Raw genomic sequence first — 25,685 nt, 5'->3', positions numbered from 1 at the left:
TCCCATCCCCGCCGACCGCAAGGACGGGTCGATGTTGGCGATCACTCTGATCGCGCTCGCCAACCACGCCGGCCCCGATGGCCGTGACGCGTTCCCCTCGGTCGAGCGGATGATGCGCTACACCCGCTTGTCCCGACGAACCGTCCAGCGCTCGCTGCGGTCGTTGGAAGAGCTGGGTTTGGTCCGCAAAGGCAACACCCGCGTACGGGACGCCCGCATCGAGGAAGCCAACTCGCGGCCACAGGTTTACAACCTCGTCCTGTCCGCCCGGCAGTCCACAGGTACCGAGGACGGGCGCCAGGATGACGCCCCATCGACCAGCACGGGGCGTCAGCAGAGGCACTTGGGGGCGTCAGCATCAACCAGTTGGGGCGTCACCACGACGCCCGAAACATCCTTTAACCGTCCAAGAAACCATCCGGTGTCAAGCACGCCCGCTGGGCGCTCAACGACACAGCCGGAATGCGGACAATGCGACGCCCGTCCCGGCGACCCCATCTCCGCCCGCGTGATCTGGACCGACATAGACCACAGGAACTCGACTCCTTGCCCTCGCTGCGCTCCACGGCGGTTCGGAGCCACCCGATGAACACCGCCATTCCGATGCCCGACCCAAGCGACGACGAGGTGGAGCGCGCAGTGGCGCAGGTAGAAAAGTACGTAGCTGGTCATGCCTCGATCGCCGAGGTCGCAGTCACCAAGCGAGTCCGCGAGCTGCGTGCCGAAGTCGACGAAGCCCACGCATTGCTGGCGCTTCAGGCTGACAATGCACCGCTATTGGTCGACACCGACCGCGTTCGGCGTACACGAAAGCACGCTGCAGAGGCTGCCCGGCTGCACGCCCTCGCCCAAAACCCAGCCGCGCGAGCCTGGCAGGCAGCACGAGTGCGCCGCTCGTTGACCACCGTTGCGCTGACCGCACTTGTTGGCGCGCTGGGCTGGTCCACGACCGGCGTGCACCACACGCTCACCCGAAGCATGACCGAGCGGGACGCGGCATGGTGGGGAGCATGGGCAGTCGAGCCGGTCATCTCGGCCGTACTCCTGGTCGTGGTGGCGGCCAAGGCATACCTCGCAGCACGCGGCCAGACGCTGAGGCATCGACACCTGGCCGCGGTGGAGATCGGCGCCCTGGCGGTGGCGCTGACTCTCAACATCTGGCCGTATACCCCGTGGCAGGCCGACCGCTTCGAGCCGACGCAGCTTCTGGCTCATGCCATCGGCCCTTTGGTCGCCATCGGCGCCGTCACCGTCATGCCGATCATCTGGACCGCGTTCGCCTGCCTCGACCACGGCATCCTCACCGTAGGACCTACTCCTACCGGGTACAGGCAAAACATTCCTGACGGGCCATCCGTGACCGAGCGGGCTACCGATGTTCGTACTGCCCTACTGGTAAAGCATGCTCGACGGCTAATCGCCGATGGACAGCTACCTATCGCACCCTCCGCGACACGCTTGCGTGAAGCTCTGCATTGCGGCACCGACGCAGCTCGCGAGGTCCGTGATGCACTCCGTTCAAGCGTTGCGGAGTGACAGAGCCACAAACAACGTGCCTCACTGATCGTTGCTTCCTCAAGAGCCACGTTCCTGGACGACCTGATGTCGGTGTGAACACACTGGAGCCGAGACCAGACCGTGTACCTGTCGGCGGTCCCATGATGCCACCGGGTCCGGTCCCGCAGATCATGCGTTCGACTGGGGCGTAGATCAGGAGCTACGAAAAGTCAACGGGGAACCCCGAGAGCGGTCGAAGAACTGGACGTCGTAGGACGCCTCCAGCAGCAGGCTGATCACTTCGGCGACCAGTCTTCACCGGGTGCTTTTGTCCACGCGGGCAGACAAGGCGGATCAGGGTGTTTCGTTCCGCATGACTTCCCAGAGCAGCAAGGCGTCCTCGACGTGCTCGCCCACCACAGCCCATGAGGGATGGAGCCGGTCGTCCAGGTCGATGGCGAACTCTCCGCCTGCCGTTCGGGGCCGCGCCCCAAACGCCGCGACCGGCCAGCGAACTCGTTCGACGACGAAACCGGCAAAGAGCGGCGTAGAGACCGCCGTCTCGAACATCTGGTGGGCCGGGTCAAGTCAGACGCCACGCGGGCGAAACGTCGCGCTACTCCAGGACGCACCAAAGGCAGATATGTCTGACTCAGGCTCGCGGCGCAGGAATTCCACCCGTACGGGAATACTCCGCCTGTGATCTACTCGCCGGGCAGGACCGATCCGAGGTCGAGGTAACACCTTCAAGCCCGTCGCCGATCACTCGATTCGAGTGCAGTCGACGATGAGCAGGTGTCCATGCATGGCCAACGGTGATAGCCGAATCCTGTGTCGACCTGGCGGACCGAATCTGCCCCGAAGACTGCGCACCCGCGTCAATTACCAGCGCTGGCATGGCCCGCTTGCTTCCGACGAGCGTGTCGACGGCCACCCTCAAGCCTGTCCACCCAGGCAAACCATCTCCTGCGAAGACAGTGTTCCCACGAGCCGAGCGCGGTACATTAAGCCAACTGCGACTCGTGCGGTGAATAGAGTTCGGTCCAGGGCTCTCGGATGCATGGCGAGGCCAACGGCGTCCGCAATCACCGCACATACGCACCAGAATTGCAGTGCATCTTGACAAGGCGATCGGGCAAGTCTCATTCTGGACAGCTTTGACCGGACAGGCATCAGCCAACTGATTCGAGGGGGGACAAAGGTGGGCGACTCGTCGAGTGGGACCGATCCGATGGGAGGCATGTCTTCGCCGCGCTTGTCAGGCAGTACTCGGCGGGCAGCACGACCAATGCCTGTCATCGTGCTGGCTGATGTCAGCGGCAGCATGATCGGTGACAAGGTCGCACAGCTCAACAACAGCATCGCGATGATGTTCCGCAGTTTCGCGGCCGAGGACTCGGCTCGCGGCCAGATCTGCGCCGCGGTGATCACCTTCGGCGGCGCTGGCGCGGTGCTCCACCAGGCGATGACACCGGCCGGCCAGTTGAACTGGACGGACATGGTGGCAGGCGGAGGCACTCCCCTGGGACAAGCGCTCCAGCTGGCAACGAGCCTCCTAGAGGACGCGGAACAAGTGCCGGTACGGGCATTTCCCCCGACTCTGGTTCTCGTGTCGGACGGATCACCGACGGATGACTGGGAGCAGCCGCTCGCGGCCCTGCTCGAGAGCAAGAACGGACGATCGGCGCTCAGGTTGTCCGTCGGCATCGGCGTGGACCAGACCAGTGAGTCCCAGCTCGTGTTGGAGTCCTTCAGCACCCCAGGAAAAGCTGTGATGACCACTGAGCACACTCACGAGATCGCCGCGAACTTCCGTTGGGTCACCGCGACGGTGACCGGCCAGTTGTTGGAACGAACGGGGCAGCGGGCCGTCCAGCTAGAGGACCTCGCCTGACCATGGCAGAACCCAGCACTGACTCACCATTGACGTGGCCGTCCGAGGTCCGCGGGCGCAGCGGGCACAACCTCAGGCTCATCACCGCTGCGCCGCTCGGCGAAGGCGGCGAGGGGGTCGTGTTCCGGACCGACAACGACCAGCTCGCGGTGAAGATCCTCAAGCACACGTCGGACACCTCCACCGAGGACGTGGCGGGCAAACTCGACAGGCTCAGATGGCTCCCCCTAGACGACGTGCCGATCTGCCGTCCACTGGAACCGCTGGCTACGCCCCATTTCGGTTACGTGATGGAGCTTCTCCACGACATGGTCGCCTGGAGAAGCATCAGCGACGCTCCCGAAGAGAACATCGAGCAGTGGTACGCCGAACACGGTGGTTTGTCTCGAAGGCTACTGCTGCTCGCGCGGTGCGCCGAGGTCCTCTGCACCCTGCACGAACGTGGCATCGTCTACGGCGACGTGTCGCCCGGCAACATCCTGATTTCCAGCGACGCCGCCTTCACCGAGGTGTGGCTGATCGACGCGGACAACCTGCAGACCGAGAGCACCACCGCCGCCACTCCGCTGGCCACGCCAGGCTACGCGGCACCCGAACTGCTGCGGCGGCTCAGCGGCAACACCGCCTCCTCGGACATGCACTCGTTCGCAGTCATCGCCTACGAAACGCTCACCACCAACCACCCCTTGTACGGCGATCACGTGCTGGAAGGACCGGTCCAGTACGAGGCCGACGCCCAATACGGCCGCATCCCGTGGATCGACCACAGCTCGGACGACCTCAACAGGAGCACGTGGGGTTTCCCGGCGACGGAGGTCACCACAAACGGCTTGCGCGACCTGTTCACTCGCACCTTTGAAGCCGGGATAACAGATCCGCGCGCCCGTCCTTCCGCCGGCGAGTGGGCGGACGCCCTGCGGACGGCCGCCGCACGCACGGTGCGGTGCAACGCCTGCCCTCACACGTACTTCGCCGCCTCGACGGAGTGCCCGTGGTGTGAGATGAAGCGGCCCGCGGCTCTGGTGGTGACCGTCGAGGAGCGCTTTCCCAGGCTCGGCGAGTTCGCCTCCGTCGTGCTCCCCAGGAACGAACTGACCCACGTGCTCCAGCAAGACGTCGAGCTCGTGATCAGAGCGCGCACGACGCACCTGGCACCTGGTGACCCCGATCGCCCCGTGCTCTCCCTCAAATGGGATGGCGGCGAGACCATCCGCGTCCAGAACCTCGGCACGAGCCCTATCCGGCGCGTGCCGCTCAAAGGGGGCAACGGAATGCAGTTCTTCCCCGGAGCGAAGGCGACGGACAGCGCAACCGCGCCGTGGAGTATTCACTTCGGCAACGAGCACCGTCCACACCGGATCGTGCGCGTTCGACCCTCGTCGAACGGGGGCGGGCGTGCTCGCTGAACAACTCACCACAGGAGATTCCTGGCTGGCTGAGGTGAGCGTTCCCGGCACCCGTACTCTGCCGGCGTTCTTCACGGACATCATGCAGAGGCGGAACGTACCCGGCAGGGAAGTGACCGTGTCGGTCGTTAGCGGCGCGCTGGTGATGACGCTGCCGGACCGGACATCACTACAGGTCGAGGCCGACCGCGTGGTGGCGGATCTCCTGCAGGCACCAGGAAAGGCCATCGTCACTTGGGTCACCCACGTGACCCGGGAACGGGAGATCGGTCTCCAATGCCACCAGTTCGCCGAGGTGCAGGTGCCCGGCACGCTGGTGGTGTCAGTTGAGGACGCGGTCGCCGAACAGGTCAGGACCGCGTGCCGATCGACCACGACGGACTTCCACACTGTGCGGGAGTGGCTCTGCGAGGAGTTCACCCTCCCTGCCCAGGAGAACGGCGGTTCGCCGCGGCTCGTTCACACCGGTGGTCCCGGCGAGACGGGCCTCGCCTCCGGCTTCCGTATGCACGGCCGGCGATGGGTGGCGGACGTCGCCATTCGCGACGACCAGATGCGCATCGTGCGCATGACAGACGCCGCGAACCGGTCCGATGTCCGCTGGCCTCGGATCAGCGCCGTCGACGTCGAGTTCGTCGACCGTACGTCGACCGCCGTCACCTCGGAGATGATCCGCGCCGCGCTCGCTGGACTCGACGCCGGTGGCCAGTCCTATCTGGAGCTGTGGAACGACTACAACGAGATCGAGCGCGAATCACTGCTCGACGACGCTCGATCGCTCGGATGGGCGAGGTACCGGAGTTGCACGGTCCACACCGCCGGGCGGTGGCGCTTCGACCTGGCTGAAGGCAGCCAGAGTGAAGCGTTCCTCGCCCAGCTGTCCCAGGCGTCGTCCAAGATCGAGCTGGAGTGCTCAGACCTGCTGCCTGCGGAGTTCAAGGGCGGCAAGGGTGGACGGGTGCGCTCGGAGCACGGCTCGCTGGCAGGGGTCGGTCAGTCGGATCGGACGGTGTTCCTTGCGATCGACGAAGACAGGATCCCCGAACCGAGCGGATACCTCTACAAGTCGCTGGCCGGTGATCGGACCCGGCTCGCCAGACGCGATGAGGCCCGCGAGCGCATCGAGAACAACCAAGCGGAGATGCCGGAGCTCCGGCTCCTCCTGGAGGGCGCGTCAATTCCCCGTTCCCTGCGGGAATTCAAGAACACGAAGCAGGTCCTCACCTCGGCCGTGAGAGCGGTGTTCGGAGACGACGAGCCGACACGCACTCAGCTCGACGCGTTGCGGATGGCGGTGGCGACACCGGACATCCTTCTGGTGCAAGGACCTCCAGGAACGGGCAAGACCCAGTTCATCACCGCGCTCCTCGCCTGTCTCGACCAGCTCGGCGACAGGACGATTCCGATGCACCGCACGCTCATCAGCAGCTTCCAGCACTCCGCTGTGGACAACGTGACCGGCCGGGCACGGCACCACGGGTTGCCGCCCACCAGGGTCAGTCCTTCGCGCGACGTCAACCTCACGAACGTCCGCGAGTGGCGCGACGAGGTGCTCACCGAGGTAGACGCCTACCTGACCGAGCACAGGCCGGAGGTCATCGCCCGGGACAAAGCGGTCCAGGTGCGCCGGATGGTGTCCGCCTACCACACACAGCCGGCCAACGACGCGGATCTGGCCGACCTGCTGCGGGAGGTCCGGAAGGCGGCCGAGGACGTCCTGCCACCGATCTTGCTGAGCAAGTTGAACAGGATGCGGGCCGAGGTGGTCGCCCGGTCGCAGTTCAGCTCGGCGCTGCCCGCCACCGACCGTCGCGAAGCGGCCGCGGTAATCCGGTCACTGCGCACCACCAAGACGGCGTTCGACGATGACGGCCCTCAGCGAGCCGCCTTCGCGTTGAAGGCCCTCGACCGGTTCGGACTGCTCGATGCCACCGGGAGGGACACTCTCTCCGCCGCGTCCACCGCCACCATCTCGGAACCGGAGCTGCTCGCGGAACTGGAAGCCCTGCAGGGCCGGCTCCTGGACAGCCTGCGATCAGGGCTGCTCATCGGTCGCACACCGACTTACGATCCCGACGTCGACTCGCTCCTGCAGGACGTCGCGGACGCCGTCGACGAGGCATACGCCGAGTCAGGCGACGGGATCGACGAAGTCCTCCGCACCTATCGAGAGGCCCTCCAGCAGGACCTCGGCCTGGTGGAGGAGACGCTGACCCGGTACAACGCTGTGCTGGCGGCCACTGTGCAGCAGGCGAAGTCGGACGAGATGAGCCGAATCCTCGACGCACCGCTCCCGGTGTTCGACACAGTGATCGTGGACGAGGCCGCGCGGGCGAACCCGTTGGACCTGATGATTCCGCTCTCCTGCGCGCGCAAGCGGATCATCCTGGTCGGTGACCACAAGCAGTTGCCGCACTCCTTGGAACAGAAGGTCGAGCGTGAACTCCGGCAGAACCGAGGAGCTAGCGGCGTCTCTCTGACGAAGAGCTTGTTCGAACGGTGGTTCGACACCTTCTCGGCCGAGCGGCCCTCAGTGCGCACCATCCGGCTCGACATGCAGTTCCGCATGCACGAGTCGCTCGGCCGCTTTGTCAGCCGAACCTTCTACGGGGGACCGGATGCGATTTCCTCCCATCCGTCGACAGCAGAACTGACACATCGTTTCGTCGACTACGCGGGTAAGACCGTCGCCTGGATCGACGTTCCCGGCAGCAGTGGCAAGGAGGAGCGGGTGGGAACCAGCTATGCCCGCCCGGTGGAGGCGGAACGGCTCGCTGCCGAACTGCGCGACCTCGCGGCCGCCGACCACGAGCGGAAGATGACGTTCGGGGTGATCACCTTCTACCGGGAACAGCAGAACGAGATCGAAGAAGCGCTGATCACCGCGAGCCTCGGCTGGAAGGACGACCAGGACCAGTTCAGGCCCGTCGCGGCGATGGCCCTCACCTCGGGCAGCCGACCCAAGCCCAGACTCAGCGTCGGCACGGTGGACGCCTTCCAGGGAATGGAGTTCGACGTCGTGCTGCTTTCTATCACCCGCAGCAGTGGTCCCGCCAAGGACCCCGGTGACCGGGTGGAAGCCATCCGGCGCTACGGCCACCTGCTGAGCGACAGCCGCATGTGCGTGGCGATGAGCAGGCAACGCAGACTGCTCATAGCGGTGGGCGATGCGGCCATGGCTCGCCGCGGGTCCATGCCGAACGTGCCCGGCGACCCTGACCGCTCTGTCGCCGAGGGGATCGTCGGCTTTCTCGAGTTCTGCCAGGGGGTGCACGGTGCCGGTGTTCGGTCCTGATTCCCCTGTTCTGCTGCCGAAGCACGTCGACTACGCCGGACCGCAGCGATGGGTGCTCTGGCCGACGATGCGCTATCGCGTCGTCTCACCGATGATGCGCGACCCGGAGCTGAACGTGTTCCAGTCCGCCGTCCTGGGCCTGTCCCGCTCGGGTCTGCGCAGCTCCCTCGACATCGCGGGGATGTTGAAGCTGCAGCCGGACCTGGTCGACTTGGTCGTGTCGGACCTCCAGGCCTATCGGTACCTCGACCGGCACGGCGGGGTGACCCCGGCCGGGCGGGCAGCCCTGCGGGACGGCTTCGTCGATCCGACTTCCAACGTGGTCACCTACGTGTTCCAAGACCTGTTCACGGGCAGCCTTTTGCCCATCGCCACCTCGGTACCGGCATGGGTGCGATCGAGCTGGCAGGACGCCAGGAACGTTCGCCTCAACCTGCGCAGTACGGGGTCCCCGTTGACGAAGAACGCCTTCTGCGTGGACCTGGAGGGCGTCGGCGATGTCGACCCTCCCGGAGCCGAGCAGATCCTGGACGCCGTCGCGAGGAGCACGAGTTCCGGGCGGGACAGGGGACGTCGCCGGAGACGAGGAGTGATTCCCGACCGCGTCATGTCACGCGTGTCGTTGGTCGGCAGTGGTGACGCCACCTACGTGCCGCTAGTTCTGCGTCTCGACAAACGCCGCGACGACACCGTCGACATCGTCAGCTGGTCGGCCTGCAACACCATGACGGGACAACCGAGCAACTACTTCCGGCGGTTGGTCGCGACCAGGATGCAGCACTCCGAACCGCTGCGCCTGCGCATCGAGAACTTCGTGGGCAGGCAGAGCGACGCGCTGCTCCAGGACTATGACCGCATGGACGTGGAGCTGCGCAGGCAGTTCACCGAGACGCTCGAAGCGCGGTTCACAGTCCGCATCCGGGATTACCCCGTGCTGATCGAACTGCTCAGCCTCATGGAACGCGACCTGCAGCGCACGCAGCTTCCCGGCGATCACCAAGCGGAGATCAACTCAGTGGTGCACCGCGCCTGGCAGGCGCACGAGACCGTCCTGCGGGACATCGTGGAGCGGCATCCCGTCCCGGCGGCGTGCCTCGACGGCCGGCGCGAGCCACTCACCGCCTTCCTGGGGAACTGCTGTCGCCAACTGGGGATGTCGTTCTCTGAGCAGACGCCGATTCGCAAGGTGGAGCTCTCCGCCATCAAGAAGAACCTGAACCGGCCCCAGCACGCCAACACACCCGTGCTGTTGACCCTCTGTGTGCTTTCCGCCGTCCACGGGGTTGCCGACCACCCGTTCCGGCGCCTGGCTCAGGCGCATCCTCGCCTGCTGACCGAACTGACCACGTTGTCGGGCGACCGCAACGACGTGGCGCACAGCCCAGTCAAGCTCAACCAGGAGTACGCGGAGTCCGCCTCGCGGTTGACCCAGGACACCGTCGCGGCATTCCTGGGCCGGCCTCTCCAAGCCACCAAGACCAAGGAACCGAGCGTTGTCCCGTAACAAGAAGAACACCTCGCGCAGACGTGCGAACCTGCCCACCCCGAGGAACCACCCTATCGGTGCACCGTCCAACTCGGCGGCCGACGACGCCGCGGAGGTGCAGATGTTCCTCGACCTCGCGAGCACGCAGGACCCCAAGATCCTCACTGCCGCCAAGGCAGAAGAGCTGCCCCCACCAGTGTGGTCGGAGGACGATCCGGAGGGTTCCCTGCTGAGGGCGTTCGACGTCATGGATCAGAGGCGCAAGTTCTACGAGGACGCCGCGACCGCTGCCGACGCACGTACCCGTTCCGCGAAGCAACTCCAGGAGCGCCTCGCGGAACGCGCCCTGACCATCGACGCGGATCAGGAAGCCGCGGCGCAAGCCCGCTCCGACGCGGAAGAGCTGCGCGCTCAGGCCGCCGAGAAGATCGCGGAACTGCGCGAGCGTGAGGAACGCGTTCGCGTGCTTGAAGAAGATGCTGAAACAGGCTTCCGGTCCGCCGCGCAGGCCGCGCGGGTGAAATTGGACAAGGAGTTGTCCGAACGTCGAACCAAGTTCGACCAGGAGCTCGATCTGGAGCGCTCCAAGTCCGTGGAGCGTCTGGAGGAGCACGAAGAGCTGATCACCGAGCAGCTCAACAGCATGCGGACGGAGGTAGAGCGTGCTCGCGCTCGGCTGGCCGACGAACAGACTGCGTTGCAGAAACAGCGCGAGGAAATCAGGCTCGACCGGGGCACCGTCCTCGGGCGTGAGATCGCGGTCAGCAGGCGCGAGTCAGAACAGGAAGCCGAAGTCGAGGCGCTTGCGGCCGTAGCAGTTGCTGATGCGCAACGCGAGACGCACCTGACCGCCATCCGCGCGGAGGCGGCGGAACAGCTCACTGCGGACCTAGGCCAGCGGCTGACCGAGTTGGAAAAGGCACTGTTCAAACTCGGGACCACCGATCCCGCTCGCCTGCTTGACGAGCTGGAGAGCCTGCGCACGGCCAACTCCGAGCTGCAGAACCAGATCGCCGCGCGGCTGAACGACGACGACCTGGCACGCCTGCGTTCGGCGGAGGAGCGCAACCGCGAGCTGAGCAACGAGCGCGAACGCCTGTCCCTCGAGCTGCAGCAGCTGAAGGGGAATGTGCTCGCGAACAGCATCAACAATCTCAAAGTTCGGCAGCTGGAGGATGCCGAGCACCACTACGAGGTGATGTCTCGCGGTTACCACTCCCGCATCGCCGAGCTGCATCGCACCATCGAGACCATCTACAAGGACCGCCCCGACCCGCGTTCCCCCCTGTTCCCGCAGTGCGTGAGCATGGACGACAACGCGATGTTGAATGATCCGGGTGTCGTCCTCGATGACGCGATCGACCTGTCCTCGTTCACTCGTAATCTCCAGTCCACCATGTTCCGCGAGAGCGAACGTGCCTACCGCGTCAACGACATCGCCGTGTTCCTCGGCGGCCTCGCGATGGCACGCCTGCACCTGCTGGAAGGCATGAGCGGCATCGGCAAGACGTCGCTGCCCAAGGCGTTCGCCGCAGCACTGCACACCGACTGCGCGATCGTCGAAGTCCAGGCGGGGTGGCGGGACCGCACCGACCTGTTCGGTCATCACAACACGTTCGAGCACAGGTTCGAGGAGAGCGACTTCCTCCAGGCGTTGTACCGGGCAGGAACGCCTCGCTATCGCGACAGGCCCTTCTTCATCGTCCTGGACGAGATGAACCTGTCCCGTCCTGAGCAGTACTTCTCGGTGTTGCTGTCGAAGCTCGAAAACGACGACGGCAAGGCGATGCAGCTCGTGAGCTCAAGTGCCGGTCGCCCACCCGCTCTGTTCGAGAACGGCATCGGGCTGCGTCTGCCCGACAACGTGTGGTTCATCGGCACCGCGAACCAGGACGAGTCCACTCTCGAATTCGCTGACAAAACCTACAACCGCGCTCACCTGATGGAGCTTCCGTCCCACCGCCCGTGGGTCCCGCAGCAGAACAGTGGCAGTGTCCAGCCGTACTCCTCTGACGCTTTGTACAAGGCCTTTTCGAAGGCCCAGGAAGTGCACAAAGACGCGGTCAAGAAGGTCCGTCAGCTGGTCGACGACCTCTCGGGTGATCTCTGGGAGCAGGGACGCGTCCAGATGAGCCCCCGTGTTGAGGAGCAGCTGCGGAAGTTCGTCCCCGTGGTCGTCGCGGCGTGGCAAGGTCAGCACCTTTCGGAGCACTACGACTACGGCGACGCGGACCAGGACGGACTCGCCCTGGCAGCCGATCACTTCCTCGCCTACAAGGTGCTCCGCGCGATCAGGGGAAGGTATGACGTGACGCCGGAACGCATTGAGGCGCTCCAGGAGTCAGTACTGCTGCACTGGGAAGCAAACGGCATGGCGGGTCTGCCGACTCGGAGCACACGCGTGTTCGACGAAGAGCGCCGGCGACGGGCAGGCTGACGTGCTGGAGGCACACGACCGGTTCAAGGGCGAAGTCGATCGAGTCGGCGAGCACCCGTTGCTCGGCAGGTATGTGATGCGAACCGAGGACGGTCATCCCGTTCCCGGTGACGACAACGGGCGCCCGGACCCTCTCGTCATGGCAGTTGTCGTCGCCGTCGTCAACGAGCTGAGGGAGCACGGCTCGTCGGGAAAGTGGCTGGGCGCCAACCTGTTCGTACCTGACACCTCCGCGAGAGCATCGTTGACCGAGCTGGACTTGGCGGTGCTGGAAAGAATCGGCATGCTGGCTGATGTCTGTCGTCGGCCCGAAGCGCGGCTGGACCACGAGACGCATTTGGTGCGCACGGGTCTGGCGCGCCGTGTGCCGCCCGCCGGACTCGCCCGGCTGGCAAGCCACTCGGAGGACTGGGGCGGAATCGAACACGGTGAACTACAGCCGTTGCGGGTGCTGTCCACTCGATACGTGGACGACTTCGACTTCTACGAGAACCGCGTGGCAGCGCAACTGGTCGATCGGCTGGACGAGCACCTGCGGAAGCGGTTGCGGGAACTGGCTCTCCTGGCCGCCGGCATAGCCGATCTTGAGGAATACGACCGTGCACTCGGCAACAGGCAGTCCTGGCGCAAGCACGAGCGCACGGCGCGACTCATCGCGGCGGCCGTGGAGGACCGCGCAGCCTCCACCGCCGCCATCCGCGAAAGTGCGGACACGTTCACCAAGCTGCGAACCCGCCTTCGCATCCTCTTCGGGTCCACGGTCATGCGGCAGGCGAACCGCCGGATCCGCCTGCCGCTGCGTCTCGTCCGCACGAACCTGTTTGTCAACGAGCGGAGATATCGCAAGGTCGGCGAACTGTGGGAGATGTGGGCGGTGTACGAAACCGCAACAGCAGATCGTCGCCGCGAAGACGACGCCGGCTTCTTCAACGCCTATAACACCTACGTCGCGCTTCTGACCATTCGGGCGTTGATCATCCTGGGTTACGCGCTGGACGAAAACAGGTCGTTGCCAGGAGCCGACGTACCGGTCCGTCTTCGCCGCAACGGAGAAGTCCTCGTCTGTACGATCGATCGCGCGGGAGTGCTGACGATCTCGGTCGATGGCGAGGCTCTGACCAGAGTCGTCCCGCTCTCCCACGACCTGACAGCGCCGGTTCCCGACCACACGCGGCAGAAGTGGATCAACCAGATCCGCGGTGTGGAGAACACGATCATCGTGTACCCCGGCGTTCGTGACGAACGCCGTCAGCTCGCACCAGAGGTTCGGTCGGTGCTGCACTCATCGCAGCGGGGGATCGTGCCGATCAGCCCGGTGGAGATCGAGGGTGAAGAGCGTCTCGCCCGCGCACTCCGCTGGCCACTTCAGGCTGCCCGTTACGTCTCGGGGTACCCCGTCGTCCTGTCCGCCCAGGTCAAGCTGCCCGACGTTGACTGGTACCGGGCTGGCGAGCGGGGAAAAGTGGAAATCCTGCGTCGGCCGGACGACGCGGAACTTGCCGCGCTCACCGCGGCGAACAAGTCAGGCTCGCCACGAAGGCGCGGCGACGACGAACTGCGCCACTTCATCGACCAGCTGGGCGAAGCAGACCGACGGCTGGCTGTGCTGGACACTTGTCCGTTGTGCCCCAGCGGCCGCGCCGTGATGACGGCGCGCCGTGATGGCACCTTCGTCTGCCGATGCGATTCGTGTTCCACGACCTGGGGACTGAACCCTTGCGGCAACTGCCGAGAGCGGTACCCGTTCCTCTGGCCGCGCAACGCGGTGGTCAACACAGAACACAGTGACCGCCTCGATATGACAGCCGGCGCCGACCTGTTGGCAGAGCCCTGTGCGGCGCCGAGCGATCAACCGGTTCCTCGTTTCCGCTGCTGCTGGTGCGACCACTGCACCGGTGCTCCGAACTGTGGTTGTGTACCGCGCCCAGGTCACACTTTCGCCGCACCAGAACGTTCGTGAGGAGGCTCTGACGGGCCAACCATGACCGAGCGAGCTACCTCTGTTCGTATTGCCTGCCAACGGCCTGCGGCACCAACGATCAACATGAAGGCCAGCACACAGAGCTCGCGACCACGATGTTCATGGATGAACGCCGTGCGGCGGTCACCTTGGTAGGCGCCTGCCCCAGAACAGAGAGCGATGAGAACCGATGATCAGGCACATGTCAGACACGCTGGTCGGGGCTAGCCGACACCTGCAGAGCGTGTTTGTCGCGATCCTGCTGACTCCGGTGCTGCCCGATGTAGCGGTCGATCTGTTCGGGGATGCAGCCAAGCCAGAACGAGATGCACTTCTGCGCTTTGGCGCAGTCGCGGTCGTCGTTGGCGTCTGTGTCGCCGTCTACGCCATCCAGGCAACGCGTGCTCGCCGAGATCTCGCGCGCAGAGCTCGCGCTCCCCTCGGAGCACTTGACCGTGCAGATCTGCTGATCGCCGCCATCAGCCTCCGCCGAGGCGGCCACCTGCCGTACGAGCGTGTGTCGCGACGTTCCCGTGCGATGGAGGTCGTAGAGTTTCTCGTTCATTCGGTTCGTCCTCAGACCGTGCTGGGTGTCGTATCACCGGACGTCGACAAAGAAGTCGTTGATCAACTATCCAACGAGTTCGCTGCTGACGGCATTACTTTTGTGCCGGTGCACATCACGGATGCATACGAGCCTGCGGTTGTGATCCGCGAAGCGGCCAGCGTGATGACGGCCGCTCGTGAACTCAAGATCGAAGGCACGCACATCTTGGTCGATGTCACCTCCGGCACCGTCGCGATGAGCTTGGCAATGATGCGCGTCGCCAACGGGCTTGGCGCACGCTGTGCAAGCGTGTCGTCCCGCTTCCGCAACGGAGTCAGGGTGCCGGGCGAGGTGTCCGGCCATCAGTTCGATCCACGATTGGTCATCGAACCGTCGTGACAACACGGTCAGTGATCGCGAACTCTAAGCATCGACGTAGAACGCAGGCGTGTACCCACGCCCTGGACCGAGGTGCTCGTAGACCGTTGTCGGGGCTAGCCGGTTCCATCGATGTCCCAGCAGAAGCGCCAGTCCCCCAGGACCTGCCAGGAACAGGTGTATGCGATCGGCAGGCTGCTGCTCAAGCTCGAGCCGGACGGTGTTGCGGATGGCCTGCGCATAAGCCACAGCTTCGCCAGCACTACCAATCGCCTGATCGTGCGCACCGCCAGCGGGGGTCAAGGTGATCAAGCCTGCCGCATCGATCGATCGGTCACGTATGTAGTCAACTACGGCGCGCATCGGATCTACGGCGATCCCAACCGCAACGGCCAACGTGCGTCCGGGTCCGATCTCGGTCCTTCTCAGGTCCAACGCCGGTACAGGCACGAAGGGAGCGTTACTAGCCCACAAGTCTCGTTGTTGCAGGTAGCTGACTGTGCGACCGGTAACATGAGCAAGTTTGGCACCCACAAGGAAAAAAGTCGCTTGCCGCATGGCACCACGCACGAGCACATCGCGGACACCGTCGTCACGAAGTCGCCCAACCGCCCTCTCGAGCTCGCTGGCCATATCAGTCCATTGGATCTGCGAGATCGGTTCCGCACGACTCATTGGGCTGACGCCGCGGTGGCAATCGACCCAATCAAGGACTTCCGTTGCGTCTTCAGGATGAGGGTCTCGGTCGATGGCTTGAACCAGCAATATTGCGCTTCGCCGGCCTCGCTGAAGAGCCAAGGCGGCGATCTCCTGCCTGATCTCATCTGCAGTCAGAACACGTCGACCGGCGCGCACCCAACCAGCGGCCGCCGCGATTCCTGTCTCAAGAGCAGCTTCGTCGTGACGGAGCCCTGCCGCAAGCATAAGCACTTGCGCTCGATCGCGCTCCCCTCCCACAGTGAAGCCTGTGCGGAACACGAGGTGATCGAGCATCTCAAGGAGTTCTTCCCTTTTCGCTGCGACGTGGTCAGCCCACGCTGCCAACTGCACGCCAGCCGCGCTCTCATGAGAAGCGAGACGCGCAAATGGCACGACAAGATCAGTGCGCCCGTCGATCTTGCCCAGCAAGGAGTGCTGCGGGTCAAGAACTCTGTTCGTGAGCAGCTCAAGTCTCGGCGGCCGACTCGGGTCTCGCAAAATTCTGTAGCTGGCAAACAGCTTCTCCAGAACTGACTTGCCCCTGCGAGGACGGGACGTGAGGAAGCCTTCATCCACCATGAGGGACGTAGTCGTCGCCCACTTCACCTGCGTGAAATGATCACCGAGCTCAGGCCGTCGCAGAACGACATCGTCGACGTTGCCAGCCCCGTTGACCTCGATTTCCAGCTGGGTGAAGGAGGCATGAGGCTGAACGACCCGAAGTGCTGCACACCACGTCACGAGGTCCTGATAGTGATCACCACTTCTACGCACGCCGCTGCGGGATGGTGGGCCTGCTGACGGAGACGGCAGCGTCAAAACATCGCCCCTTCAACAGGATCGTGCTCGTCGACTACGGCGATAGGAACAGCCCGAACACCGACCGGCGTACAGACCCAGCCCATCATGGAGAAGCCACTTAAGCAGTCAGCGGCCGGCCTTCCCAAGATGATCGCTAGTACGACGTCGAATCGGAGCTCCGGGTCTGTGAGCAAAGTCTGATAGGTCTGGATGTCAAGCTGGCTTGGTGTGGAGTCCGAATGCGGATGGGTGTGCCACTCACCTACCCACACGCTGCCATCGCGCTCGTATGCCGCCAAGGCAAGATCTTGAGCATGCGCCAAGTCGCGAAGAAAGTAGTGGGCCTCGCGAACTGCCGCTGGCCCTGGAGTACCCGCGTGGCGTACGCGCGCGATGCCGCTGCCCACTTCCCCAAGGAGTATCCCTCCTGCCTCCAGACCATCGTCGTAGTCTCGGGCGATCCTGACGATTGTTGTTGCGGCGTCTCGGGAAAGCATGATCGTCCGAAGCAACGACAGACTCTCACCCTTCATGCGGCCTCACATGTCGGGCACCCAGCCCTGGGCGGTGTGTGGGGTAGCCAACGGATCTCCGTGTTGCGATGAATGTCGAATGGCGGAGCCCATCCGAACTGTGGCTGCAGGCCTACTAGCGCATGCTCGCCGAGCAAAGTCTGACCGGACGCGCCACATCGCTCAAGAAGAGTCGCCACTGCCACCTTGGCTGCGAGTTGTCCAACAAGGTGAAGGTCGCCACCGACAGCGGTCATAGGTCGGTGCGTTGTACCAGTGCCGTATCCGAGGTCTAGCGCCGGCTCGGGGTCCATAGCGCCTGATTCGACCAACGCTTCTCGTCGGCAGGTGAGACAACCATGGTCCGGCCACGGACGTAGTCGAATGAGTTCTCCGGTTACACCGTCCTGCAACACACACGCCATAAGTGCATCTACCTTGGCCCGGCGCGCAAGGTGGCTGACCACGCGGCGTGGAGCCACACCATCGGCAGCACAAAGCACCAACCGAGCATTCTGCAAAAGAGGACGAACTTGATCAGCATCGACGATGACGTTCAAGGGCAACGCTTCGACGTGTGTGTCAGGCCAAGCGTCGATGAGCTGTTCCCTCACGACATCGACTTTGAGCTTGCCCACATGCCGCGAAGAACCAACATGGCGAACCACGTTGTGGCTGAGCAGGCGGTCTGGATCCAGCAACACCAGCCGACCGACCCCGTAGCTGGCGAGCGCGTGAGCCGCAGCACCTCCGATGCTGCCAACACCAACAAGAACTACCGTTATGTCCGCGAGTTTCTCGACCGGCCAGTGCGCTGACAACTGAGAGATGCCGTATCCGGCGGCCTGAACCTCGACATCGACAGCCGTGACGGCAGACTCAGAGATCCACCAGGCGGCAATCTCAGGGACACCAACGTCGGGAAACGTCGTCGGCGCCTCCGGAGAGTAGGTCACGGCCACGTAAGCGCCAGTCGATGACGGGTTCTGCCATCCGCTTTGAACTGCGGATTGAAACGCCTCCACAGGCAGTGCGCCGTCAACACGTCGCATTCGCCACCAACAGGCGTGAAGGTCGGCGCCAACGCGGTACCAGCGATGGCCACCTCGCTGATCACCGCTACGAAGGAAGTGGTTGACCGGAGACAGCGGAGTCGGTATCACGGGATCGTTGCCGTTGGACACAGCGATCACAGCGCCGACTCCATCCGGGTCTGACGCCTGGTACGTAACCCTTCCCCAGTTGCCGCCCGCGCACATCCGGCGTACGACTTCATCAGGAACCAGCACAAGCAGACGGCCGCTCATGCTAGCTCCTCCTTGTTATCGTTTGCTTCGGCGGCCTGATCGACCAAACAGTCCCGACTGTCATCACTGACGATGCCGTTGATGGTCATCGCCTCAGCAACCCCGCTCTTCACGAGGGCGTACTCGACGCGCCAGCCGGCAGCCTTCTGCAAGAGTTCCACCACGGACTCACGCCCAGTCCACACCGAGTTGTCTTGGAACAAACAGAGGCTTCCATCTCCGAGGACGTGAAACCGGGTTTGCGTGTACTCGAACAACTCTGGACGCGGATCCAACGGGTAGATGGCAGGCGGAACCATCGGATATGCCTGCCCGTATAGAACCCGGATCAGCATGCCCTGGTTACCGATCAGGTCACGCAGGCGTGGTGGCTCGGGTCGATCAAACGGCCACAGAGGTAGGAACCCCCGCCACCCTCCAGCCCCCAGTGGATCCCACACCAGCTCCGGACATGCCGCCTGGATCTCATGCCGGTCACGTTCCAGCCGACGCGGCTCGCACTCCCACCACGCCGTTGAGCGATTGTCCGATTTGCTCATGATCAACCCTGTGGTGCGTCCTTCACAGTCCGGAAACCCAGTAGGTAAGGTCCGCTTGCCGCGGCAACGCTGCTCTTGACTTCAGGAGCCGGAAAGTCATCGCCGAGGACCTTGCGCCACAGATCAGCTGCCTCGTCAGTGTCACCCGCACTAGCTGCGGCACATGCCTGCTCGGCGATGTCACGAGCTTCCTCTAGCGCGGAGCGCAACACTTCGATATCCAAATCAGGCTGGATGGCACCGCAGTGCCCCGCAGGATCTTCGACGCCGTAGCCAACCTCGACGGCCGCAGCTGTGAAGAACTCCTTGAGTGCCTCCGGGCGGTTGCGATCGACCGGCAAGCACTTCAACGCAAGTACCTCAATCACAAGCGACTTGACCTTGGTCGGTACGCCGTGTCGCCACTGCTTGAGCACTCGCACCATTGGGCGAAAGTAGGACCACTTTCCCTGAAGCACCTCCACCTCATTGATCAGATACTCAGGGTCTGCTGTGCTCCACTCCTCATCCAGCTTGCTCGGGAGCGAAAGCGTGCCGTCTTCCTGCCTGAGAGCCGGCATCACGTCCACGGTAAACGCGTCATCCTGCTCAGGCGGGTCAACGAAGCACTTCACCGCTCGGTCGCGTGGCTTTGCCAGACGAACGAGCTTGTCGACGGTCCCGTTGGTAGCTCCAAGCAGGGAATTGACCCGCCCTCGCACGTGATCAAGCGCGTCGTCCGAAGATGAGCCGGGCGAGCCCCATTCAGGGTGATCATCGCCTTCGAACACAACAACAAGATCAACATCGTGCACCGGCTTGAGCTGCGTACTGCGCCGCAACGACCCGGAGCCGAACACGTCGACGACGTCTGATTCGCCCTTCAACGCCTTCTTGAAGATGTCTCGACGCTCCCTAGCGACGACAACCTGATCATGATCGGCGTCTACCGTCTTCTGGTAGTCGTCAAACGCCTTGTTCAGATCCATTTACACACCTCAGTTACGTGCCACGACAGTTCTCGGAGCTGCCGGGCCTGCACCTGGTGTGACATGTCGTCCACATTCGAGTGATCAGCTCGCACCGCACCGTGCACACCACGATAAGCACAAGCACCGACAATTCCGTGCACTCCCACGGCGTGTCGAACATGTGTTCAACACATTGAGCACTACGAGTGACTTAGTGACTACCTAAGGCGATAGGCGGTGGAGGGTTGACGCCCAACATGGGCAGGCCACGAACACAGGCTGACCTGCACGAACCGTGCCTGCGGCGATCTGCTTTCATGAACTTTCTTGAGCGGCGGAGCCGCTACCGATGATCATCAAGAGATCTGCAGCTTCAGCACGCAGGCGTCGATGGGGTCACACCGACACGGTAAGCACAGCCCATCGCTTCGTGATGGCGCGATCCACATCGACCTGATCGCGAGATGTATCTGCTGGGCAGGCCGTGATGACGGGCTCGAAGGTGCGGGCGTTGGCCCATGCGCGAATCTGGTGGCAGAACCGCTCCGCAAGCTGCTGAGCAGCTGGCCCGTGGCCGATCGCGCCGAGCTCCGCGCCGCCATCAACCCGGCGGTAAGTGAGGTAAGCCAGCGAGCTGCCCTCGACAAGAGCAGGGCTGCGATCACGGATAGCTGGATTGCAGAGGTGCTCAGCGACCGCGGTGGCATCGGCGGCAATTCGGCAGGTGCCCGGCTCCGTTCCCGTCATGCGCAGCCAGATGCCGTCGAATGGCTCTTCTCCCTCAACGGTGACACCCGACCAGACTGGCGTCTTTGGCTGGCTGAGCACGCCGTAAAGGTCGACGAGGGTTGTGTCCTGATCGGAGTCCCAGTACAGGGTGACGTGCCCTGCGGCATCGACGTTGCCGAACACTTCGTTGTCCTGACCGATCATGGGCACAAAGCCGCACAACCGCACCGAATCCGAGACCAACACGTCGCCGTCGCGGACGAAGGCGACGCTACGGGTCTGGCCCCGCCAGCGCAGCGGCACGATGAGCCGACCGCCGGGCTTGAGCTGGTCACGCCAGGCGGCCGGGATGTCGAACGCGCCGACAGTTACGACGATCCGATCGTACGGGGCGTTCTCGGGTGCACCAAGCGATCCATCCCTGGTGATCACCTCCACCTGTCGAAAGCCGTTCTCGTCAAGCGCTCGTCGTGCCCCCGAGGTGACCTCGGGATCGATGTCGACAGTCGTGACGTGACCGGTCGGGCCGGCTTGCTCGGCTAGGAGAGCGGCGTTGTAGCCAGTTCCGGCGCCGATCTCGAGAACGTTGTGGCCGGGCTGAACATCGAGCTGATCGAGTTGCATGGCGACCACGGTGGGGACAGAGGCGCAGCTGAGTGGAGTGCCGTCGTTATCGCGTTTGGTGATCACTGCGACGTTGGCGTACGCGTCCTCTGTGGTCGCCTCCGGGACGAAGCGGTGGCGGGGAATGGTGCGAAGCACCTGTTCCACCGCGGGGGTTCGGGCGTGGCCGGCCTTCTTGATGCGGTCGACCATTGCGGCGCGCAGCGCCTCGGGCGTGGTGTCGGTGGTGGCGTTCATCGTTTCCTTCTCTGCGGGCGGCCGGATGGTAGCGGGTTGCGATTGGTCAAGAGCGGGTTCTGAGGTGCGGGTCAGCCCTCGAGCAGCAGGCAGGCATCCCATCGGGTGACGAGGTCTGAGGTTGTAGTCGCGTGCAGTGCGAGCAGCACTCCGGCGGCGCCTTCCAGCAGTCCGGGCTCGGCGGATTGGCCGTTGTCGTGCAGGTGCTTGGTCAGCCGTGCATGCAGTGCGGGTAGCTGCTCGGTGAGGCGGTCGTCGATGGCATCGGCGGCAGTGCGGCGGGTGGCTTGCAGAAGCCCGGCCCAGCCGTGACAGAGCGACGGATCACTCAGCAGCGCAAGTTGTCTCTCGTCGCTGATGCATCCGGCGAGGGCATGCTCGGCGGCGCGTTGCCGTGTTGGCTCGCCAAGCGCGATCGCCGCGAGTTGTTGTGCCCGTGCGAGACCAGGGGTGCCGTAGCACCAGGACGGGCGTTGGGGTCCCGATTGCCGCAGCGCCTGGTCGTGCCATTCGGCGCGAGAGATCATGCCTGGCCACCAGGCGTCGTAGCCGGAGCTGTTGCGCCAGCGGTCGAGCCAGGTGGTGATGTGGCTGATCGCCTCGGTCTGTCCGGTTACCGAGATTCCTCGCCTGTTAGCGGTGGCCAGCAGCGCCAACGGCCCGGCGATGCCGTGCGCGATTCCCAGGTTGGCGTGGCCGCCAGGCCAGTCATTGGAGGGTTGCCCGTTGGGGCTGTCTTCGCTCCACCATCCAGGCAGGTGCTCGCCGTTGATGGTGATCGGCTCGGTGAGCCGCACCAGGTAGGCAAGGACATCACGCAGCAGCTCGGGGTGACGGTCTCCGTGTAGCAGCCCGACGCCGAGGCCAGTGAGTCCGCTCATCAGGTCGAACTCTCGAAGCCGTGGAAGCTGTCCGCGGTCGATGCGGTCGTGTGCCTGGCACAGCCGGTGGCGCGTGATCGTGGCAAGGTGCTCGTCGAGTGCGCGAAGAACTTCGGCGTAGGCGGGTTGCCGTGCCGAGTGCAGAGTGAACGCGACGGCAGGTACTCCTCGGAAGAGCCCCGCAGTGTCAGGGTCTGCGGTCACCGAGTCGCGGATCATGGCGCGAGCCCACTGGTGAGCCACGCTCCAGTCGCCCGCACCTGTGTGCATGTTCTCCAGGTGTAGCAGGGTGATTCCGGCTGCACCGGCAGACAACGACTGGCCCCAGCCTGGCGCGGCGTCGGCCGGTGGAACGTCGAGTTCAGCGAGGTTCATCGGCTGGCCTCCGGCTGACGGGCGTGGACGGCCTGCGCGAGGTGCCGTGCCATGCGCCGCGTTGCCTTCTCAGCGTCACGGTCGATGCCGGCTGCACGGTTGTGGTGCATGTGCAGCAAAGATTCCAAAACGGCGTCGGTATCGGTGCCGGCTGATAGTTGCGTCCGGTACGCGGCAAGCGCGGCGGCGCGTCGTGCCCAGGTCTCGGCGACTTGTCCGGTCCATCCAGGCCGGTCGCCGACATCGCCCTGGACGAGACGAATCGCGTCGGAGAGCACGGCACGGTCGGCTGGGCCCGTAGCTGGAAGGGCGGGCCGGGTGCGAAGCCAGGTCATCGCGGCGGTCTGGTCACCGAGGAATCCAGCCACGATGTCCACCAGACCGAGCAGCAGGCCGACTGCGGTACCAGCGCCCAGGATCGAGTCGTGCCGCAACTGAGCGGCCACAGCGGCAGAGTCAGCGGCGAACACGTTCTCGGCGGCGGTCATCTTCGCGCCGCAACCGTAGCGTCCGATCTCCGGCAGGTAGGTGTCGACAGCCAGCCGACCGGCGACGCCGTCAACGCGGAGTTGCTGTCCCCAGTCGCCGAGCGCAGCCAGGCTGCGGGCATAGGCGTCACGATCAGAGGTGGCCAGACGGAGGCGGATGTGGTCGGTTTCATGCGGGCTGCGGTAGCGCACGAACCACCAGCGGGTCTCGGAGCCAATCGCCTGTAGAAGGTATGGGATCTGGTTGGCGATGATCTCGTTGATTCGGTCGGGGTGGGTGAAGACCTTGGCATAGAGCCAGGTGGTGTTCGCTGCTCCTGGCGGCTGCCCGTGGCCGCTGTTCGTCAGCACAGGCCTGGTCGCAACAGGTGGCGACGGTGTCTGCGGCTGGGTGGAGAACAAGGGCACGGCGATCTCGTGGACGTGGCCGCCCGACCATCCGAACGCCTCCGCGGGGGCAGCTTCGAGCAGCATGGCGTGACCGTGCTTGCGTATGTGGGTTTGGAGAATCGCCACGTGAGCTGGTTCGTCGAGAGTGAGTCGCAGGGAGCGGTCGGCGTCGCATAGTTCCACCGTGGCAGGGCATCGCCACCGACGACGCCACTGACCGAAGCGCGCCGTCCACTGGCCATCGTCGAGGCTGGCGGGAAGGTCCGTGGCGTCGAGCCGCCAACGGGCCGAGCTGAGTACCGCGCGGCCGTGCCGTACGCGCGGCAGCACCGGCAGTTGCTGAGCGTGCGAGCCCCAGTCGAACTCGTGCCACGTGGCTCCCAGCGCGCGGGTGAGATTGGCGAGGAATCGAGCCAGTGGCGGCGCCTGCTTGTCCAGGGCGAGTGCGTGAAAGACCTGGGGCTCGATCACCCTCCCCATGGACAGACTGACCAGGTGCAGTCCGTCGCGGGTCGCGATGATCGCCAGGTCGTCTGGTGCGATCACCAGCTGTTCGGGGTGCTGTGCCCGGTGTTCTCCCAGGGACAGCAGGTGAGGCAGATAGGCAGGGACCCGGCAGACGTTCTCGCCAGTCGCGTAGATCGGCGGGAACGACAGCTGCACAGGCAGCGCTCCACTGGCGCCGGCAGGCACATCCGCGTACAGGGGCTCCAGCCCGGAGTTTGCCGCGATGGTGGTGAAGCGCGAGGTGAACGTTCCCGCTGATCGTGCGGGCGCAACGGTGAAGCTGTAGTCGCCGCGGCGCAGTGCGTCCGCGCTGGCTGCGTGCACGCGGGCGGCGAGCTCGACGTGTGCAGGGGTCCGTCGCTGCGTGGCAGAGCCGCCCACGGTGAGCGCAGAGATGATGTCCTCGGTGAGGACGATCTCGCCGGTGCCATCGGCCCACGCGGTCCAAGCAAGTGCGAGAAGCTTCTGCTCGCGTTCGGACGAACCTTCAGACGGCGGCTGCAGGACACTGCCGGGATAGGTGTGTGGCAGGCCAAGTCCCGCATCCGGGTCGACGACGTCGGCTAGCGGCACGAGAGCACCGGTGCCGAAGCGTTCGCAGAACGCGATGTAAAAGTCTCGCCAGGCCGGGTTCCCGGTCGGCTGGTTCGACAGGCGCGCCAGCACGCTGGCGGCCCGCTCGACCTCGTGCGCAAGCTGTTCGGGAAGCCGTATTTCGGCGTCCAAGCGGAGGTCGAGAGACAGTGGGACGCGCCCGGCCGTCGACAGTGTCCGCATCCGTCCGGCCAATGCCTTCCGCAGGTCGCGCTGCGCCGCCTGGTCTGTGCCGGGCTGGTTGTGGCTGCGCAGGTCTTCCTGCACTCGCTCCAGCTCGACGAGGATCGCTGCTACAGAAGGGATCGCGCCGGCGTCGGCGGTGCACAGGCGATCAACCACGTAGCCAAGGGAGTCGGCGACGGTCAGCGGCGCTCGTAGGTTGGTGGTGAGAAAACTTTGGCCCACAAGAGTTGTGAGCATGGCGCTGATGGTGTCGTGCTCTACAGCCGGAAACTCCGCGGCCAGCTTGTCAATGAGGTCAGCAACGTGGATGGGTTTGCTTGCAGCATTCTGGACCGCTTGCAGGGCACGGGTGTTGCGTGCGGTCACCGTTTTGTTTCCCTGCGGGACTTCCAATCGCTCGCCACGATTGGTCGCGAGGTTGGTGAACACGACGTCGAGCTGGCGCAGCAGCTCGGGGCACGCTTCAAGTCGGTCGATAAGATCTGCGAGCCACACCGCGTCGACGCGAGCGAAAGCCTGGTGTTCTGAACCCCATCGGCTCTCAACGGCTGGTCCACCAACAGCGACCGGCGCGACTCCTGCGAACAAACCGAACGGGGTGTGGCGACCAGTGATGCGCAGCAGGTAGCGGATCACGGACAGGGTGACGCGCCGGACCTGCTTGGACTCCATGGCGTCGGTGTCGGTCGGCAGCTGGGCGGCGAGTCCTGGGCTCGCATGGCCGATCGCGTCGGCGAGTTCGGTGTGCGTCGACATCTTCAGCAGCCATTCGCGGCACGCCTGGTTGTCGGACAGGTCTGGCCACTGTGCGGGCAGTTGGTGAAGCGGGACTGCCGCGGCGCGAAGCAAGGCAATTCCGCGGTGCCTGTAGGTCGACGCGCTCTTCCGAGTACTCATCCTGCCCTCGCGTTCGTGATCCGGTGGCGAAGCTGGGGCACGGACAGCGCAGTCCGTGCCCCAGCTCAA

19 protein-coding genes are annotated in these 25,685 nt (G+C 64.5%); 10 read left to right on the top strand and 9 right to left on the bottom strand.

Annotated features, from left to right (window positions below):
* Positions 1-31: 31 nt before the first annotated feature.
* Together LX88_RS44710 and LX88_RS38980 are read left to right on the top strand one after the other, a co-directional pair.
* Positions 32-589 (top strand): helix-turn-helix domain-containing protein, encoded by a 558-nt coding sequence (locus LX88_RS44710; protein ID WP_372511515.1) that lies wholly within the window; start codon positions 32-34, stop codon positions 587-589.
* On the top strand, positions 586-1,536 hold the full coding sequence (locus tag LX88_RS38980; RefSeq protein WP_258952766.1) for a hypothetical protein: 951 nt from the start codon (positions 586-588) through the stop codon (positions 1,534-1,536). The genes LX88_RS44710 and LX88_RS38980 overlap by 4 nt, the downstream gene beginning before the upstream one ends.
* 315 nt (positions 1,537-1,851) lie before the next feature.
* On the opposite strand, the gene LX88_RS38975 is transcribed toward LX88_RS38980, so the two are convergent.
* Complete coding sequence (locus tag LX88_RS38975; protein ID WP_258952765.1) at positions 1,852-2,067, bottom strand: hypothetical protein; 216 nt, start codon at positions 2,065-2,067, stop codon at positions 1,852-1,854.
* A gap of 718 nt (positions 2,068-2,785) precedes the next feature.
* On the opposite strand from LX88_RS38975, the gene LX88_RS38970 reads away from it, so the two are divergent.
* The 7 genes from LX88_RS38970 (at position 2,786) to LX88_RS38940 (ending at position 14,921) form a co-directional block, all read left to right on the top strand.
* A complete protein-coding gene (locus LX88_RS38970) occupies positions 2,786-3,391 on the top strand; it encodes a vWA domain-containing protein (RefSeq protein ID WP_258952764.1) in 606 nt (201 codons plus the stop codon).
* 2 nt (positions 3,392-3,393) lie between these two features.
* Positions 3,394-4,797: a protein kinase domain-containing protein gene (locus tag LX88_RS38965; protein ID WP_258952763.1), complete on the top strand. Its 1,404-nt coding sequence runs from the start codon at positions 3,394-3,396 to the stop codon at positions 4,795-4,797.
* On the top strand, positions 4,787-8,092 hold the full coding sequence (locus LX88_RS38960) for a DEAD/DEAH box helicase (protein WP_258952762.1): 3,306 nt from the start codon (positions 4,787-4,789) through the stop codon (positions 8,090-8,092). Before LX88_RS38965 ends, LX88_RS38960 begins: the two co-directional genes overlap by 11 nt.
* A complete protein-coding gene (locus LX88_RS38955) occupies positions 8,079-9,596 on the top strand; it encodes a hypothetical protein (RefSeq protein WP_258952761.1) in 1,518 nt (505 codons plus the stop codon). The genes LX88_RS38960 and LX88_RS38955 overlap by 14 nt, the downstream gene beginning before the upstream one ends.
* Positions 9,586-12,015: an AAA family ATPase gene (locus LX88_RS38950; RefSeq protein ID WP_258952760.1), complete on the top strand. Its 2,430-nt coding sequence runs from the start codon at positions 9,586-9,588 to the stop codon at positions 12,013-12,015. Before LX88_RS38955 ends, LX88_RS38950 begins: the two co-directional genes overlap by 11 nt.
* A gap of 1 nt (position 12,016) precedes the next feature.
* Entirely contained in the window at positions 12,017-13,975 is a 1,959-nt protein-coding gene (locus LX88_RS38945) for a hypothetical protein (RefSeq protein ID WP_258952759.1), read from the top strand.
* Between the two features lie 202 nt (positions 13,976-14,177).
* The gene (locus LX88_RS38940) at positions 14,178-14,921 is read left to right on the top strand and encodes a hypothetical protein (protein ID WP_258952758.1); all 744 of its coding nucleotides are present in this window, start codon (positions 14,178-14,180) and stop codon (positions 14,919-14,921) included.
* A gap of 24 nt (positions 14,922-14,945) precedes the next feature.
* Here LX88_RS38940 and LX88_RS44705 read toward each other — a convergent pair whose 3' ends face one another.
* A complete protein-coding gene (locus LX88_RS44705) occupies positions 14,946-15,824 on the bottom strand; it encodes an SAVED domain-containing protein (RefSeq protein WP_372511514.1) in 879 nt (292 codons plus the stop codon).
* Positions 15,825-16,214: 390 nt separating this feature from the next.
* Between LX88_RS44705 and LX88_RS38930 the strand changes: the two genes are divergently transcribed.
* Entirely contained in the window at positions 16,215-16,400 is a 186-nt protein-coding gene (locus LX88_RS38930) for a hypothetical protein (RefSeq protein ID WP_258952756.1), read from the top strand.
* Between the two features lie 14 nt (positions 16,401-16,414).
* On the opposite strand, the gene LX88_RS38925 is transcribed toward LX88_RS38930, so the two are convergent.
* From LX88_RS38925 to LX88_RS38895, 7 genes are all read right to left on the bottom strand, one after another.
* Positions 16,415-16,933, bottom strand: coding sequence for a Mov34/MPN/PAD-1 family protein (locus LX88_RS38925; RefSeq protein ID WP_258952755.1), 519 nt, complete (start codon positions 16,931-16,933; stop codon positions 16,415-16,417).
* Positions 16,930-17,964 (bottom strand): HesA/MoeB/ThiF family protein, encoded by a 1,035-nt coding sequence (locus LX88_RS44700; RefSeq protein WP_372511513.1) that lies wholly within the window; start codon positions 17,962-17,964, stop codon positions 16,930-16,932. Before LX88_RS44700 ends, LX88_RS38925 begins: the two co-directional genes overlap by 4 nt.
* Before the next feature lie 251 nt (positions 17,965-18,215).
* The gene (locus LX88_RS38915; protein ID WP_258952753.1) at positions 18,216-18,758 is read right to left on the bottom strand and encodes a hypothetical protein; all 543 of its coding nucleotides are present in this window, start codon (positions 18,756-18,758) and stop codon (positions 18,216-18,218) included.
* A gap of 2 nt (positions 18,759-18,760) precedes the next feature.
* Complete coding sequence (locus tag LX88_RS38910) at positions 18,761-19,726, bottom strand: SMODS domain-containing nucleotidyltransferase (RefSeq protein ID WP_258952752.1); 966 nt, start codon at positions 19,724-19,726, stop codon at positions 18,761-18,763.
* A gap of 378 nt (positions 19,727-20,104) precedes the next feature.
* Positions 20,105-21,298 carry a methyltransferase, FxLD system gene (gene fxlM / locus LX88_RS38905; protein WP_258952751.1) on the bottom strand — a complete coding sequence of 398 codons (1,194 nt, stop codon included), beginning with the start codon at positions 21,296-21,298 and terminating at the stop codon, positions 20,105-20,107.
* Between the two features lie 71 nt (positions 21,299-21,369).
* The gene (locus LX88_RS38900; RefSeq protein WP_258952750.1) at positions 21,370-22,554 is read right to left on the bottom strand and encodes a lanthionine synthetase C family protein; all 1,185 of its coding nucleotides are present in this window, start codon (positions 22,552-22,554) and stop codon (positions 21,370-21,372) included.
* A complete protein-coding gene (locus tag LX88_RS38895) occupies positions 22,551-25,568 on the bottom strand; it encodes a lantibiotic dehydratase (RefSeq protein WP_258952749.1) in 3,018 nt (1,005 codons plus the stop codon). Before LX88_RS38895 ends, LX88_RS38900 begins: the two co-directional genes overlap by 4 nt.
* Between the last annotated feature and the right edge of the window lie 117 nt (positions 25,569-25,685).

Source organism: Lentzea californiensis (assembly GCF_024648825.1).
Taxonomy (GTDB): Bacteria; Actinomycetota; Actinomycetes; order Mycobacteriales; family Pseudonocardiaceae; genus Lentzea; species Lentzea californiensis.
The sequence above is the reverse complement of the archived record's forward strand: the minus strand, read 5'-3'. Positions and strand labels throughout refer to the sequence as shown.